Source organism: Agreia pratensis (assembly GCF_900177685.1).
Lineage (GTDB): Bacteria > Actinomycetota > Actinomycetes > Actinomycetales > Microbacteriaceae > Agreia > Agreia pratensis.
Genome location: NZ_FXAY01000004.1, coordinates 1 through 14,145 on the forward strand (window position 1 = coordinate 1; position 14,145 = coordinate 14,145).

A 14,145-nucleotide genomic window follows, 5' to 3' on the forward strand; every position below is an offset into this window, starting at 1 on the left:
TGCGCCGATGGTACTGCAAGGGGGACCTTGTGGGAGAGTAGGACACCGCCGGACTCCTATTACACGAATGGCCACCCCACACCGGGGTGGCCATTTCGCGTTTAACGACCTCTGCGGCAGACCGGTAAAGTCGTAGGGTGCTCAGAGCAGAGAATCCTCCCCAGTCCGCCCGACCTTGGCTTGCGAGCTATCCTCCCGGTCAGGACTCCGACATCCCTGAGATCACATTCCGATCGATCCCGGAGCTCGTCGCCGCGACATGCGCCAAGTTCGGCGACCAGCCCGCGTTCTCCAACATGGGGCATGCACTGTCATTCCGTGAGGTCGACGTGCTGTCCGATCGCATGGCGGCGTTTTACCAGAAAGAACTGGGCCTCGTTCCGGGCGATCGCATCGTCATCCAGCTGCCCAACCTTCTGCAGTTTCCCGTCGCCATGTTCGGGGCGCTGAAGGCCGGCCTTGTCGTGGTCAATGCGAACCCGCTCTACACGGCGCATGAGCTCAAATCGATCCTCGTGGACTCCGGAGCGGTCGCGGTCGTCGTACTCGAGAACTTCGCGGTGACGCTCGATCAGGAGATCGGCGGCACCGACATCCGGCACGTCATTCTCACCTCGGTGGGCGACCTGCTGCCGCTGCCGCAACGTGCCTTCACGAACTTCGCTGTGCGGTACGTCAAGAAGATGGTTCCCGCCCACTCTCTGTCGGGCACGATCTCGTTCCGTGACGCCCTCAGCAGGGGAGCGCAGCTCGTCTTCGACGCCCCGAACATCGCACCCGAAGACCTGGCCTTCCTCCAGTACACCGGAGGCACGACGGGCGGTACGAAGGCCGCCATGCTGACCCACCACAACATGCTGGCGAATCAGTTCCAGATCATGGGACCGATCCGCGTCGCGTTGCAGGAGGGCAAGGAGACGGTCATCGCCGCTCTGCCGCTGTACCACGTGTTCTGTCTGACGGTGAATTGCCTAGGATTCTTCCATTTCGGCGCACATAACGTGCTCATCACGAACCCTCGTGAGACGGACGCGCTCATCAAGACCGTGACGAAGTACCGGCCGAGCGTGCTCATTCTCGTGAGCACCCTGGCTGCAGCCCTTCTCGACCGGCCGGGCTTCGATGCTCTCGACTTCACCCCGCTCAAGTTGAGCGTCGCGGGCGGGATGGCGCTGCGCACGCAGGTCGCCGAGGAGTGGGAACGCCGCACGGGCTCGCAGATGGTGGAGGGCTACGGCCTGACAGAGGCGTCTCCCGTCGTATCGGTGAACCCCACCGTGGGAACGGCCCGGCTCGGAACGATCGGCCTTCCCCTTCCGTCGACCTACGTCGAGATCCGCGATGATGACGACGTGGCGGTTCCCCTGGGCGAGAGGGGTGAGCTCGTGATCTACGGCCCTCAGGTCATGAAGGGGTACTGGAACAAGCCGGAGGAGTCGGCGAAAGCCATCGGGCCCGACGGATGGCTGCACACCGGAGACGTGGCGATCATGGATGCTGACGGCTATGTGACCATCGTCGATCGCATGAAAGACATGATCGTCGTCGGTGGGTTCAATGTGTATCCCGCCGAGGTCGAGGAGGCTGTACTCAGCGATCCTCGGGTGAAGGAGGCCGGAGTCATCGGTGTCGAAGACGAACACTCGGGCGAGACCGTCAAGCTGTTCGTGGTGCGCCAGGATCCGTCGCTGACCGAGGCCGACATCAGGGGCTATTTGAAAGACCGTCTGGCCGGCTACAAACGGCCGAAATACATCGTGTTCCGCGATGAACTGCCCAAGACCAACGTCGGCAAGATTCTGCGGCGCGAGTTGAGGGAGCCGGGCGACGCGGCCTCGCGATAGTCTGGGTGCACAGTCTTCTTCACGCGGCGCCTGGGCGCCGCCACGATCGAACGGTAGTTGTTTTCATGAGAGTCATCGTCTTCGTCCTGTGCCTGGCTGCCTTCGTCGCCGGGATGGTTGTGATGGCATACGCGTTCCCGGGAGATGGCGGATTCCTCGCTGAGGTCTTCGTGGGCGGCGTGCTGCTGTCGTCGGCCGCCGTCTTCGTGCCCATGAGCGTTCTGCGCTGGCTCGACCGGGCTTAGAGCAGCCCGATCGACGCCCGCGCCTACCAGGCTGCGGGCTTGTAGTCCTTGAGAAAGACCCCGTGCAGGTCTTCGCCTGCCTCGCCCTGAACGATCGGGTCGTAGACCCGCGCTGCGCCGTCGACGAGGTCGAGCGGGGCGTGGAAGCCTTCCTCCGCCAGGCGCACCTTGGTGGGATGCGGACGCTCGTCGGTGATCCAGCCCGTATCGACGCTGGTCATGAGAATCCCGTCGGACTCGAGCATCTCTCCGGCGCTCGTGCGCGTGAGCATGTTCATGGCGGCCTTAGCCATATTGGTGTGCGGGTGGCCGGGGCCCTTGTAGCGACGACCGAACTGCCCCTCCATGGCGGAGACGTTGACGATGTACTTGCGACGGGCCTCAGACGCGGCCATCACCGGGCGCAACCTGCTCACAAGGATGAAGGGCGCGGTGGTGTTGGCGAGTTGCACCTCGAGCATCTCGAGGGGATCGACATGCTCGACATTCTGAGTCCAGCTGTTGACGTCGTGCAGATCCGGAACCAGCCCGCCGGCATCGATCGCGGTTCCTGCAGCGAGGCGGTCGAGCGAGCTCGATCCCGGCGCCATGGCGAGGCTCGTGAGTTCCGAAGCCGTGAGCTTGTCAGCCACGAGCGCGGTCGATCCCAGAATCGGGTGCGCAGCCACTGAGGCGGCCAAAGCCTGGGGATGCGGGTCGTTCGTGTGTCCGAACGTCACCAGCTCGGGCAACGGTCGGTCTGTCGGCAACGGCTCGAGCTCGGCATCCGTCAGCGGTGCATAGGAGCCAGGAGAGCGCTTGACGGTCTGCGCGGCATTGTTGATGAGGATATCGAGGGGGCCTTCGGCGGCCACGGCGTCGGCGAGCGCGATCACCTGCGCCGGATCCCTGAGGTCGATTCCCACGACCTTCAGCCGATGCACCCACTCGGATGCGTCGGGCAGGCTCGAGAAGCGACGTACGGCATCGCGAGGAAAGCGTGTCGTGATCGTCGTGTGTGCCCCGTCGCGCAGCAGACGCAGCGCGATGTACATGCCGATCTTCGCCCGGCCACCCGTGAGAAGCGCGCGCTTGCCGGTGAGGTCGGTGCGGGCATCCCGCTTCTGGTGGCTCATCGCCGCGCAGTCGGGGCAGAGCTGGTGGTAGAACGCGTCGACCAGCGTGTAGTGCTGCTTGCAGATGTAGCAGGCCCGCGACTTGAGCAGCGTGCCCGCGGTCGGCGCCTCGATGGTCGTGGCCAGAGGGATGCCGCGGGTCTCGTCGTCGATGCGATCGGACGCCCCTGTCGCGGTGGCAGCGACGACGGCTCGGTCGGCGGCGGCGATGCGCGCGCGCTTCTCTTGGCGGCCGTGGTTCTTGACGGCCTTGAACATCTTGGCGGTCGCGCGACGAACGGCCACGAAATCCGGATGCTCCTGCTCGAGTGTGTGCAGCTGCGCCAGCACCCGAAGGGTCACCTCGAGTTCGTCGGCGGTGAAGCCGGCAGGCGGCGTTTCGGGGTCATTCGGCAGGTCTGTCATAACCGGACGATTCTACCCGCGGCCGCTCGGCACCATAGTCTCGTCTTATGGCGACTCCTGATTTCGTATTGGCCCTGCGCGAGAAGATCGGTCACGCTCCACTCTGGCTCTCTGGCATCACTGCCGTCGTCACACACGACGACAACGTGCTGATGGTTCGACGCTCCGACAACGGAGCCTGGACGCCCGTGACCGGCATCATCGATCCGGGCGAGCAGCCCGCGACGGCGGCCGCTCGCGAGGTTCTCGAGGAGGCCGGTGTGGTCGCTGTGGCCGAGCGGCTCTCGTGGGTGCACACGCTGCCCATGCTGACGTACGACAACGGCGACCAGTCCGAGTACCTCGATCTCACGTTCCGCATGCGCTACGTCTCCGGTGATCCCTACCCCGCCGACGGCGAGAACACCGAGGCCCGCTGGTTCGCCCTTCACGAGCTGCCGGAGATGTCTCTCGACATGCGCACGCGCATCCGGTACGCCCTCGACGACATTCCTGCCGCGCGCTTCGAGCAGTAACGTTCGATCAGGCCCTATTCGATGACGGCGATCACGATCGAGAGTACGACGCTGGCCGCCCCGACGCCCGTGAAGATGTAGCCCAGAAGCCTCAGCAGATGTCCCTCGCGATGGGCGGGGTCGGTGCGAGCCTGCTCGGGGCGTCGAGGGTTCACGAACACGGTGACGTCGTCACCCTCCACCAGATGGGCGGTCTCCTCGGTGTCTGCGGGCAGCTCGTAGAGGTGGCCGTCGTCGCCCAGCCACCGGAAGACGTGCGGCTCGACGACGTCGCCGTGCGGCGCATCCGGAGTCGGGTGACGAGCCACGATGACCGCCATCGTCTCCGTCCAGCCGCTGAAGGCAAGCCGACGAACGTAGCCCGCGATAAGCAGAGGCACGCCGAGGCCGAGGCCGATCCATGAGAGGAGCTCCAAGACCAGCGATGCTGCGTCGAGGGGCGTGGTCATGGATCGATTTTAGGGGCTAAGCGGGACGAGGCTCTTCGACAACGACATCGGCGGGCTTCTTGTCGGTGCGCCACCCTCGCCAGACGGGCTGGCGGAGCCGGTTCGTCGTCGTCCACTCCGCGAACTCGACCTCTCCGACCTGGGACGGGGTGATCCAGTGCGCATCGCGGGCGTCGGCCGCCGGCACGTCCGTGGCCGGTGACGTTGTGCGCTTCATCCGAGAGAACCGGGTCATCAACTCGGCGAGATCTCGTTCGCTGAAGCCTGTTCCGACGCGACCCGCGTAGCGGAGTTCTCCGTCTCGAGGCACGGCGACGAGGAGAGAACCGATCGAGTTCGCTCGTCGCCCTGCTCCTGGCCGCCATCCCACGACCACGACCTCCTGCGTCTTGTGCAGTTTGAGCTTGATCCACGCAGACGACCTTTTGGCCGGTCGATACGTCGAATCGCGCTTCTTGGCCACGACGCCCTCGAGGCGCAGCTCTGCGCTCGCGGCGAGGGCTTCGTCGAGGTCGCCTTCGTAGGCGGGAGGAACCTGCACGAGCGACGTCGTGTCGGCCGCGACGATCTCCTCCAGCAACAAACGCCTCTCGTCGTAGCCGCGCGAGGTCAGCGACTCGTCGCCCTGCTCGAGAGCATCGAAGACGAAGTAGTGCGCCCTGGTCGACGAGATCGCCCGCTCGATCTCGGATTGCTTCGTGAGCTTCATGCGAGTCTGCAACCGCCCGAAGTCGGGACGCCCTCGCGCATCGAGCGCGACGATCTCGCCATCGAGAACGCAGTCTGTCGCCGTGCCGACGGACTCCGCGACCGCCTCAGCGAGCTCGGGGAAGCTGCGAGTGAGGTCGTTTCCATTGCGGCTGGTGAGCCGAACATCGCCGCCTCGCACCCGAGCGATCACGCGGATGCCGTCCCACTTCATCTCGAAAGCCCAGCCTGCGGGGGAGTCATCGGCGATAACGGTCGCGGGTGTTCCCAGAGTGGCGAGCATCGGCGAGATGGGTCTGCCGGACGAGGCCGAGCGCTTCGGATCGGCTGCGCGTGTGGGAGACGCCGTGGGCGCTGCGGGCTGCGCCGGATCCATCAGATGGATGAGCCAGTTGTTCTCTGCCCGGCCCGCGCCACCCGTGTGGATGAGGGCGAACCTCCGCGGCTCGCCGAGGCCCGACGGCTTCGTGCCCGTCAGCGTAGCGATCACTTCTTTTCCGTCGCGCCACTTCTCGAGTTCGTACGTGCCGGCATCCCAGATCGTCACCTCGCCCCCGCCGTATTCTCCGGCAGGAATCGTGCCCTCGAACGAACCGTACGCGAGCGGGTGGTCCTCTGTCTGCACGGCCAGGTGGTTCTGTTTTCCCGACGTCGGCACTCCCTTCGGCAGCGCCCAACTCACGAGCACCCCGTCGTGCTCGAGACGGAAGTCGTAGTGGAGTCGCCTGGCGTGATGCTCCTGAATTACGAACGAGCGCCCCTCGGTGGGTGCTGCGGCCTCGCTCGGCACGGGCTCCGGCGTCTTCGACGCGTCGCGCTTCTGCCGATAGGTCGCCAGCCTGTCGGCCGTCGGTTCGAGTGCGTCGAGGTGGCCCTTGACTAGATCGGCGAGCGGATCGCCTCGACGCTTCACGCGCCGGAGCACCTCATGAAAGTCGAGTTGGGCGAGCGAGGGACTCGCCAGCTCACGCCAGGTTCGGGGCGCAGCGACCATCGGATGCGACCGGCCCCGCAGAGAATACGGGGTGATCGTCGTCTTCGATCCGTTGTTCTGGCTCCAGTCGACGAGCACCTTCCCCGTGCGCAAGTGTTTCTTCATGTCGCTGACGATGAGGTCGGGATGGGCGGACTCCAGCGCGCGGGCGAGTTCGTGAGCCACGGCCGACACCTCGCCGGAGGTCTGCTTGCCGTCGAGGGCGGCATAGAGGTGTATACCCTTCGACCCGCTCGTGACGGGCATGGGATCGAGGCCCATGTCGCGAAGGATCTCGCGGGCGAGGCGGGCCACCTCCGCGCACTCCGGCAGACCGGCGCCCTCTCCGGGATCGAGGTCGAGGACCAGGCGATCGGGGTTCTTCGGCTCGCCCGTTCGAGCGAAGCGCCACTGTGGCACATGGATCTCGAGGGCCGCGATCTGGCCGAGCCAGGTGAGCGTGGCGAGATTGTTGACGAGCGGGTAGTCGTTCGCGTGGTTCTTGTGCTCGATCGTGCCGCGGGTGACCCAGTCGGGTGTGCCGTCGTCGAGGTTCTTCTGAAAGAACATCTCGCCGGGATGCTCTGCCGTGCCGACGCCATTCACCCACCTCTTGCGCGTGGCTGGCCTGTCGCGAGCATGCGGAATGAGAACAGGAGCGATGGACGCGTAGTAGTCGAGCACCTCACCTTTCGTCGTTCCTGTCTCGGGATACAGCACCTTGTCGAGATTGGTGAGGGTGAGCCGCTGCCCGCCCACGGACACCACCTGTTTCGTCGCGCTCATGCTGACATTGTCAGCACGCGCCAGGGTCAAGGGCTAGTGCTTGCGCGCCGAGAGGAGTTCACTCGGGTGTATGAGAGCCATCTGGAAAGGTGCCGTCACATTCGGCCTCGTGAACGTGCCTGTCAAGGTCTATGCGGCCACCGAGGATCACGACATCGCCCTGCACCAGGTACACGACGAAGACGGCGGCCGCATCCGCTACCAGAGACGCTGCGAGATCTGCGGCAAGGTCGTGGACTACGCCCACATCGACAAGGCTTTCGACGACGGTGAGCGCACGGTGGTGCTGACCGACGACGACCTCTCGAGTCTGCCCGAGGAGAAAAGCCGCGAGATCGACGTGGTCGAGTTCGTGCCGAGCGAGCAGATCGATCCGATCATGCTCGACCGCAGCTACTTTCTCGAACCCGACTCGTCGAGCGCCAAGTCGTATGTGCTGCTCAGGCGCACGCTCGAGCAGACCGACCGCACCGCGATCGTGCACTTCGCTCTGCGGCAGAAGACTCGGCTCGGGGCTCTGCGCGTGCACGGAGACGTACTCATGCTGCAGTCGCTGCTCTGGTCGGACGAGGTGCGAGAGGCTTCGTTCGCCGCCCTCGACGAACGCGTGCGCATCACGGCGAAAGAACTCGAGATGTCGAGCGCTCTCGTCGACAGCTTCGCCAGCGACTTCTCGCCCGAGGACTTCACCGACGACTACCAGGCGCAACTCCAAACGCTCATCGACGCCAAGCTCGAGCAGGGCGAGGCGCTCGACACCGACGCCACATTCGGCGAGCAGCCCGAGAAGGAGGCCGGGGGAGAGGTCATCGACCTCATGGAGGCTCTGCGGCGCAGTGTGGAACGCAATGCTGCCAAGAAGAAGCCCGCGCCGAAGAAGAAGCCCGCGCCGAAGAAGAAGGCTGCTGTGAAGAAGGAGCCTGCTGCGAAGAAGGCTGTCGCGGCGAAGAAACCGACCGCCACGAAAGAGCCCTCCGCCGAGAAGAAGCGCCGGGCGTAATGTGGGGGCGTGCACTCCCCGCTGATCCCCGACGACGTGTTCGAACGCATCCGTTCGCGCGCGGCGGGATACGACCGTGACAATGCCTTTCCGCACGAGGATCTCGCCGATCTGACCGAACTCGGCTACCTTCGGCTCTTCGCCCCCTCGTCGCGCGGCGGACACGGGCTGGGTCTCGCCGATGTCGCGCGCGAGCAACGGCGCCTTGCCGCCGCGGCACCCGCGACGGCTCTCGCCATCAACATGCACCTCGTCTGGACGGGCGTCGCGAAGGCCCTGCTCGATCGCGGCGACGAGTCGCTCGCCTTTGTGCTCGACGAGTCGGTCGCCGGTGAGATCTTCGCCTTCGGAAACAGCGAGCCGGGCAACGACCTCGTGCTGCTCGACTCTCGAACCCGAGCCGACGGGCATCCCGATGGCTCCTACTCATTCACGGGCCGCAAGATCTTCACGTCGCTGTCGCCGGTCTGGACCAGACTCGGCGTGTTCGGTCGCGACGACACGGGCCCGGATGCGCCCCAGCTGGTGCACGCCTTCATCGACCGCGCGGCCGGCGGCTATCGAATAGAAGACGACTGGGACACGCTCGGAATGCGTGCGACGCAGAGCCACACCACGATCCTCGAGGGAGTCACGGCGACGGCCGACCGGGTGTTCCGGCGCATCGCACCGGGGCCGAGTGCCGACCCGCTGGTCTTCGCGATCTTCGCGAACTTCGAGATCCTCGTCGCCGCCGTCTACGCCGGCATCGCCGATCGAGCGCTCGAGCTCGCCGTAGAAGCGGCCCACCGCAGAACGAGCCTGAAGTCGGGCGGCCGGCCGTACGCATCCGACCCCGACATTCGGCGCAGGGTGGCCCAGGCCGGCATCGCGCTCGACGCGCTCGAGCCGCAGATCGACCGGATGGCGTGCGATGTCGACAGGCTGGTCGACCACGGCGCCCTGTGGTTCGCGAAGCTGGTCGGGCTCAAAGTGCGCGCGACGGAGACCGCACGGGTCGTGGTCGATCAGGCGGTCAGGGTCACCGGAGGGTCGGCGATGTCGAACTCGAGCGAGCTCGGGCGTCTCTACCGTGATGTACTGGCGGGTATGTTCCACCCTTCAGACGACGACTCCGCGCACGCCACCGTGGCGAACACCCTTCTCGGACCGGTGCCGGAGTGAGCATCATCGCGTTCGGTGAGCGCACGCCGCTCGTGGCTGGCACCGCATGGATAGCCCCGACCGGCACGCTCATCGGGCGAGTGACGGTCGGCGCCGAGAGCAGCGTCTTCTTCGGAGCGGTTCTGAGAGGGGACTCGTCGGAGATCACGGTGGGCGAGCGCAGTAATCTGCAGGACAACGTCGTGGTGCACGCCGACCCGGGGTTTCCGACGCGTATCGGCGACGGAGTGAGCGTCGGCCACGGCGCCGTGTTGCACGGCTGCACCGTCGGAGATGACAGCCTCGTCGGCATGAACGCCACGGTCTTGAACGGAGCGGTGATCGGCGCGAACTGCCTCATCGCGGCCGGAGCCGTTGTGCTCGAGGGCACCGAGATCGCAGCGGGATCGCTCGTGGCTGGGGTGCCGGCGAAGGTTCGACGCGAACTCACCGACGACGAGCGTGACGGCATCCGAACGAACGGCAGCAACTACGTGGCGCTGTCTCGGGCTTACGGTGCGTCGTAGAGGCGCCGTTGCTCTAGCGATCGTCTGTCTCGGCCTGTTCCTGACCTCGTGCGCCGCGTCTGACGCTGAGCAAGCCACCCCATCTGCTTCGCCGACCGAGACCGCAGAATCGACACCAACTCAGCCTCCCTCCGTCGAAGATCTGACGGCGCAATACGCCGCGGTGCGCCTCGACACCATGACGCTCGAGCAGAAGGTCGCCTCGATGTTCATCGTTCGGGCGCCCGGCCTCGACGGTGCTGCGTGGCAGGCGACCGTGTCACGAGGTCTCGGCGGACTGATCCTCATGGGTGAGAACATCCCGGCGACGCCCGAGGAACTGGCCGCGCTGACAGGCGGGGTCAGCTCTGGCGACGGTCTTTCTCCTCTCATCGCGATCGACGAGGAGGGAGGCGACGTGACCCGACTTCCCTACGACGGGTTCGCCGGCGCTGATAGCCTCGCCGCCGAGCCCGAGTCGGCGACGCTCGACGCCTTCACCGGCCGGTCGACGTTGCTCGGCAGTGTCGGGGTCTCGGTGAACTTCGGTGTCGTCGCCGATGTGACGGCCGACCCCGCATCGTTCATATTCAGCCGAACGCTCGGACCGGATGCGGCAACAGCAGCACCGAAGGTCGCCGCCGCGGTGGCCGGCGAGAAGGGCCGAGTCTTCAGCACCCTCAAGCACTTTCCCGGGCACGGAGAATCGACGGATGACTCGCATACCAGCGTGCCGCAGATCGATGTCGACCTGGGCGGATGGCGTGCTCGGGACGCCCCTCCTTTCAAGGCGGGCATCGATGGCGGCGCCGAACTGGTGATGTTCGGGCATCTGGCCTACATCCCCGTCGACCCGCAGCCGGCGAGCCTGTCCTCGACCTGGCACTCGATCCTGCGAGACGAACTGGGGTTCACCGGCGTGACCGTGACCGACGACATGGGAATGCTGGAGGCGACGGGTCTTCCCGAGTACGCGAATCCCGACGAGAACGCCATTCGGGCAGTTGCGGCGGGCAATGACCTGCTCCTGTACGTGACACCGGGCGATATCGACGCGACCATCTCGGCGGTCGTGGGTGCTGTGGAGTCAGGAAGGATCGACTCCGCCGTCATCGACGACGCGGTGACCCGTGACCTCGAGCTTCGACGCACCCTCTGGCTGCGGCAGCATCCTGACACCGCATTCTGACTCAGCCCTCGACGTGCCGTTCGTCATGACCCGAGTACGCGCTCAGCGGCCTGATGAGAGAGTTCGACGCCCGCTGTTCCATGATGTGCGCGGTCCAGCCGACGATGCGGCTCGCGACGAAGAGCGGCGTGAAGGTCTCGGTGTCGAAGCCCATGAGGTGATACGCCGGGCCCGACGGGTAGTCGAGGTTCGGCAGAATGTTCTTGCGCGCCGTCATGGCCGTCTCGAGTGCGTCGTAGAGGGCACCGAGATCGGGGCGGTCGTAGTGCTCGAGGAGGGCATCGAGACTCGTCTTCATGGTGGGCACTCGTGAATCGCCGTGCTTGTAGACGCGGTGACCGAAGCCCATGATCTTGCGTTTTTCGGCGAGGGCGGTGTCGAGCCAGGCGGCTGCCTTGTCGGCCCTGCCCACCTCGTCGAACGTGTGCATCACGGCCTCGTTGGCGCCGCCGTGCAGGGGCCCTTTGAGCGCGCCGATGCCTCCCACGACTGCCGAGTACAGATCGGCCAGCGTCGACGTGATGACCCGGGTCGTGAAGGTCGACGCGTTGAAGGAGTGCTCGGCGTACAGAATCATCGACACGTCGAACGCATCGACCACGACCAGCTCTGGAACATCGCCGAAGGTCATGTGAAGGAAGTTGGCCGAGTAGCCCAGATCGTCGCGCGGCTCGACGACGTCGTCGCCGTGCCGCCGCCTCTGGTCATACGCCACGATCGCGGGGATTCTGGCGTAGAGCCCGATCGCCTTCTCGAGCTCGGCCTCGGGCGAGTCGTCGGATGCGCGCGGGTCGCTCGCGCCGATGACGCTCACGGCGGTGCGCAGCACGTCCATCGGGTGCGCCGTGAGAGGCAACTCGTCGATGATGCGACGTACCGCGACGGGCAGTGCGCGCTGGGCGCGTTCGACGCGCTCGAACTCGGCGAGCTGCTCCTCGGTGGGCAGCTCGCCATGCCAGAGGAGGTAGGCGACCTGCTCGAAAGAGCACAGCGCGGCCAGCTCTTGGACCGGATAGCCGCGGTAGAGCAGTGAATTGGTCTCGGGATTGACCTTCGAGATAGCCGTCGTATCGACGACGACACCGGCCAGACCTTTGTGGATGCGAGGTTCTTCGACGATCGCGGACGAATCAGACACGGGCAGGCTCCTTCGCATGAGGCGGCGCCCTCCCGAACGGGGGCGCGGTCGCCATGCTATCGAACCCGGGTGATGAATCAGGGGGCCGGCGGGGTCTGCGACTTGCGTCGAGTGACCGTGCGAACGATGACGAGCGTGATCGCCGCGAGCGCCGCCAAGACGAGCAGCCACGGCAGGGCGACGCCGAGAGCCACCAGAGAGCCGTTGAGGGCGGCGACAAGGGAGTTCCAGCCGACGGCGAGTCCACCCCAGAAGTCTTTCGGCGCGCCCGGGCGGCCCGAACCTTCCGTGTGGAGCTGGAGATCGATCGTCGAGTAGGCGACCTGGTCGCCCAACAGGTCGCGTTGCGACTTCAAAGAATCCAGGTCGGCCTGGCGGGTGGAGATCGCGGACTCGAGCGCGATCAGGTCGTCTATGTCGGTGGCCGCGGCCATCAGGTCGAGCAGCCTGTCGACCGATCCCTGCATGGCCGTGATGCGGGCATCCAGATCGGTGGTCTGGGCCGTGACATCTGTCGATGAGATGGACGCGGAATCGACGGTGCCGAGCTTCTTCAGATCGTCGAGCACCGTGGTTACCGCGTCTTCGGGAACCCTGATCGTGAGCTCGGCGCTCGCCGACTCGGAATCCGTTCCCGCACGCTCGGACCGGTTGTCGATGTGCCCGCCGTGCTGTTCGACGACGGTCACCGCTGACGCACTGGCTGTGCTGGGGTTCGTCACGCTGATCGAGACCCAGCCCGTCGTGATGACCTGCGCGTCCGCTGACACGGCGCCGTCTTCGGCACCGCCGGAGGCCGATTGGTCTCGTTGCGGAGCTACCGGCGCTGGGCGTCCTCCCTCTGACGGAGAAGATGCCCCCGACGAACTCGAGCACCCCGCGAGCAGCACAACGACGGCGACGGTGGCGGCGACAGTGAGCGCGTATCTCTTCATGAGGCTCACGCTAGGGACGGTTGCCTGCGAGCGGAGTGAGCGAGATGCGATGGTTACCCTCTCGTTATCGGGCCGTTACGGTTCTTGCTTCGAGCGAAGCGCCTAGGCTCGAAGCATGGAATATCGCACCCTCGGACGCACTGGTCGAACCGTATCGAGCATCGGACTCGGCACTTGGCAGCTCGGAGCGGATTGGGGTGACGTGAGCGCTGCCGAAGCCCACGCGGTTCTCGACGCTGCCGTGGAGTCGGGCGTCACCTTTTTCGATACCGCCGACGTCTACGGAGACGGACGCAGCGAGCAGCTGATAGGCGAGTATCTCGAGGCGCACCCCGACAGTGAGGTCACCGTCGCCACGAAGATGGGCCGACGGGAGGCGCAGGACCCGTCGAACTTCACGCTCGAGAAGTTTCGCGAGTGGACCGACCGGTCGAGGCGCAACCTGAACGTGCAGACGCTCGACCTGGTGCAGCTGCACTGCCCGCCGACTGCGGTGTTCAGCTCGGACGCCGTGTACGACGCGCTCGACACCCTCATCGACGACGGAGTCATCGCCAACTACGGAGTCAGCGTCGAGACGTGCGATGAGGCGCTCGCGGCCATCGCTCGCCCGGGCACCGCAACGGTGCAGATCATTCTCAACGCGTTCCGGCTGAAGCCGCTCGACGCCGTGCTGCCCGCAGCCATCGAAGCGGGCGTGGGCATCATCGCGCGCGTTCCGCTGGCATCCGGTCTGCTCAGCGGCCGGTACTCGGCCGACACCGTGTTCGCGGCAGACGACCACCGCAACTACAACCGCGATGGCAGCGCCTTCGATGTGGGGGAGACCTTCTCCGGCGTCGATTTCGAGGCCGGCGTCGCAGCGGCCCGCGAGTTCGCCGCGCTCGTTCCCGACGGCACGACTCCCGCCGCGGCAGCCTTGGCGTGGGTCGCGTCGCGACCGGGTGTGAGCTCGGTCATTCCCGGCGCCCGCAACGTGGCCCAGGCGCGAGCGAACGCCGCGGCCGGGTCTGTCGGCTACCTCGGCGAAGTCTTCGAAGACGGCGTGAATGACATTTACGACCGCTACTTCCGTGAGGCCGTGCACGGGCGCTGGTGACAAATTGCCGTGGGTGATGCGCCGGTGGCGTGTTGCTGCATCGATGCTCGTGATCTCGGGGCTACTTTCGTAGGCGGCCCAACAGAACGAGGACA

The 14,145-nt window shown here is 65.8% G+C and carries 13 protein-coding genes; 8 read left to right on the forward strand and 5 right to left on the reverse strand.

Annotated elements, in window-relative coordinates:
- Nucleotides 1-137: 137 nt before the first annotated feature.
- Together B9Y86_RS12135 and B9Y86_RS12140 are read left to right on the forward strand one after the other, a co-directional pair.
- Nucleotides 138-1,844 carry an AMP-binding protein gene (locus tag B9Y86_RS12135; RefSeq protein WP_085486405.1) on the forward strand — a complete coding sequence of 569 codons (1,707 nt, stop codon included), beginning with the start codon at nt 138-140 and terminating at the stop codon, nt 1,842-1,844.
- A gap of 65 nt (nt 1,845-1,909) precedes the next feature.
- Nucleotides 1,910-2,089 (forward strand): hypothetical protein, encoded by a 180-nt coding sequence (locus tag B9Y86_RS12140; protein WP_044439183.1) that lies wholly within the window; start codon nt 1,910-1,912, stop codon nt 2,087-2,089.
- Nucleotides 2,090-2,112: 23 nt separating this feature from the next.
- On the opposite strand, the gene B9Y86_RS12145 is transcribed toward B9Y86_RS12140, so the two are convergent.
- Nucleotides 2,113-3,609, reverse strand: coding sequence for an SDR family oxidoreductase (locus B9Y86_RS12145; protein WP_085486407.1), 1,497 nt, complete (start codon nt 3,607-3,609; stop codon nt 2,113-2,115).
- Nucleotides 3,610-3,656: 47 nt separating this feature from the next.
- Between B9Y86_RS12145 and B9Y86_RS12150 the strand changes: the two genes are divergently transcribed.
- The gene (locus B9Y86_RS12150) at nt 3,657-4,124 is read left to right on the forward strand and encodes an NUDIX hydrolase (protein WP_085486409.1); all 468 of its coding nucleotides are present in this window, start codon (nt 3,657-3,659) and stop codon (nt 4,122-4,124) included.
- Between the two features lie 14 nt (nt 4,125-4,138).
- Here the strand turns inward: B9Y86_RS12150 and B9Y86_RS12155 are convergent, their stop codons facing one another.
- Both B9Y86_RS12155 and B9Y86_RS12160 read right to left on the reverse strand, forming a co-directional pair.
- Complete coding sequence (locus B9Y86_RS12155; RefSeq protein WP_085486411.1) at nt 4,139-4,573, reverse strand: DUF3592 domain-containing protein; 435 nt, start codon at nt 4,571-4,573, stop codon at nt 4,139-4,141.
- A gap of 16 nt (nt 4,574-4,589) precedes the next feature.
- Complete coding sequence (locus tag B9Y86_RS12160; RefSeq protein WP_085486413.1) at nt 4,590-7,040, reverse strand: ATP-dependent DNA ligase; 2,451 nt, start codon at nt 7,038-7,040, stop codon at nt 4,590-4,592.
- 70 nt (nt 7,041-7,110) lie between these two features.
- On the opposite strand from B9Y86_RS12160, the gene ku reads away from it, so the two are divergent.
- The 4 genes from ku to B9Y86_RS12180 all read left to right on the forward strand — a co-directional run bounded on the left by ku (nt 7,111) and on the right by B9Y86_RS12180 (nt 10,878).
- Nucleotides 7,111-8,040 (forward strand): non-homologous end joining protein Ku, encoded by a 930-nt coding sequence (ku, locus tag B9Y86_RS12165; protein WP_085486415.1) that lies wholly within the window; start codon nt 7,111-7,113, stop codon nt 8,038-8,040.
- A gap of 9 nt (nt 8,041-8,049) precedes the next feature.
- Entirely contained in the window at nt 8,050-9,204 is a 1,155-nt protein-coding gene (locus tag B9Y86_RS12170) for an acyl-CoA dehydrogenase family protein (protein ID WP_139824879.1), read from the forward strand.
- Entirely contained in the window at nt 9,201-9,710 is a 510-nt protein-coding gene (locus tag B9Y86_RS12175; RefSeq protein WP_085486417.1) for a gamma carbonic anhydrase family protein, read from the forward strand. The genes B9Y86_RS12170 and B9Y86_RS12175 overlap by 4 nt, the downstream gene beginning before the upstream one ends.
- 178 nt (nt 9,711-9,888) lie before the next feature.
- Nucleotides 9,889-10,878: a glycoside hydrolase family 3 N-terminal domain-containing protein gene (locus B9Y86_RS12180; protein ID WP_139824880.1), complete on the forward strand. Its 990-nt coding sequence runs from the start codon at nt 9,889-9,891 to the stop codon at nt 10,876-10,878.
- A 1-nt stretch (nt 10,879) separates the two neighbouring features.
- Here the strand turns inward: B9Y86_RS12180 and B9Y86_RS12185 are convergent, their stop codons facing one another.
- Nucleotides 10,880-12,034 (reverse strand): bifunctional 2-methylcitrate synthase/citrate synthase, encoded by a 1,155-nt coding sequence (locus B9Y86_RS12185; RefSeq protein ID WP_085486421.1) that lies wholly within the window; start codon nt 12,032-12,034, stop codon nt 10,880-10,882.
- Nucleotides 12,035-12,093: 59 nt separating this feature from the next.
- A complete protein-coding gene (locus tag B9Y86_RS12190) occupies nt 12,094-12,951 on the reverse strand; it encodes a DUF4349 domain-containing protein (RefSeq protein WP_085486423.1) in 858 nt (285 codons plus the stop codon).
- A 115-nt stretch (nt 12,952-13,066) separates the two neighbouring features.
- Between B9Y86_RS12190 and B9Y86_RS12195 the strand changes: the two genes are divergently transcribed.
- Entirely contained in the window at nt 13,067-14,050 is a 984-nt protein-coding gene (locus B9Y86_RS12195) for an aldo/keto reductase (RefSeq protein ID WP_085486425.1), read from the forward strand.
- Nucleotides 14,051-14,145 lie beyond the last annotated feature (95 nt).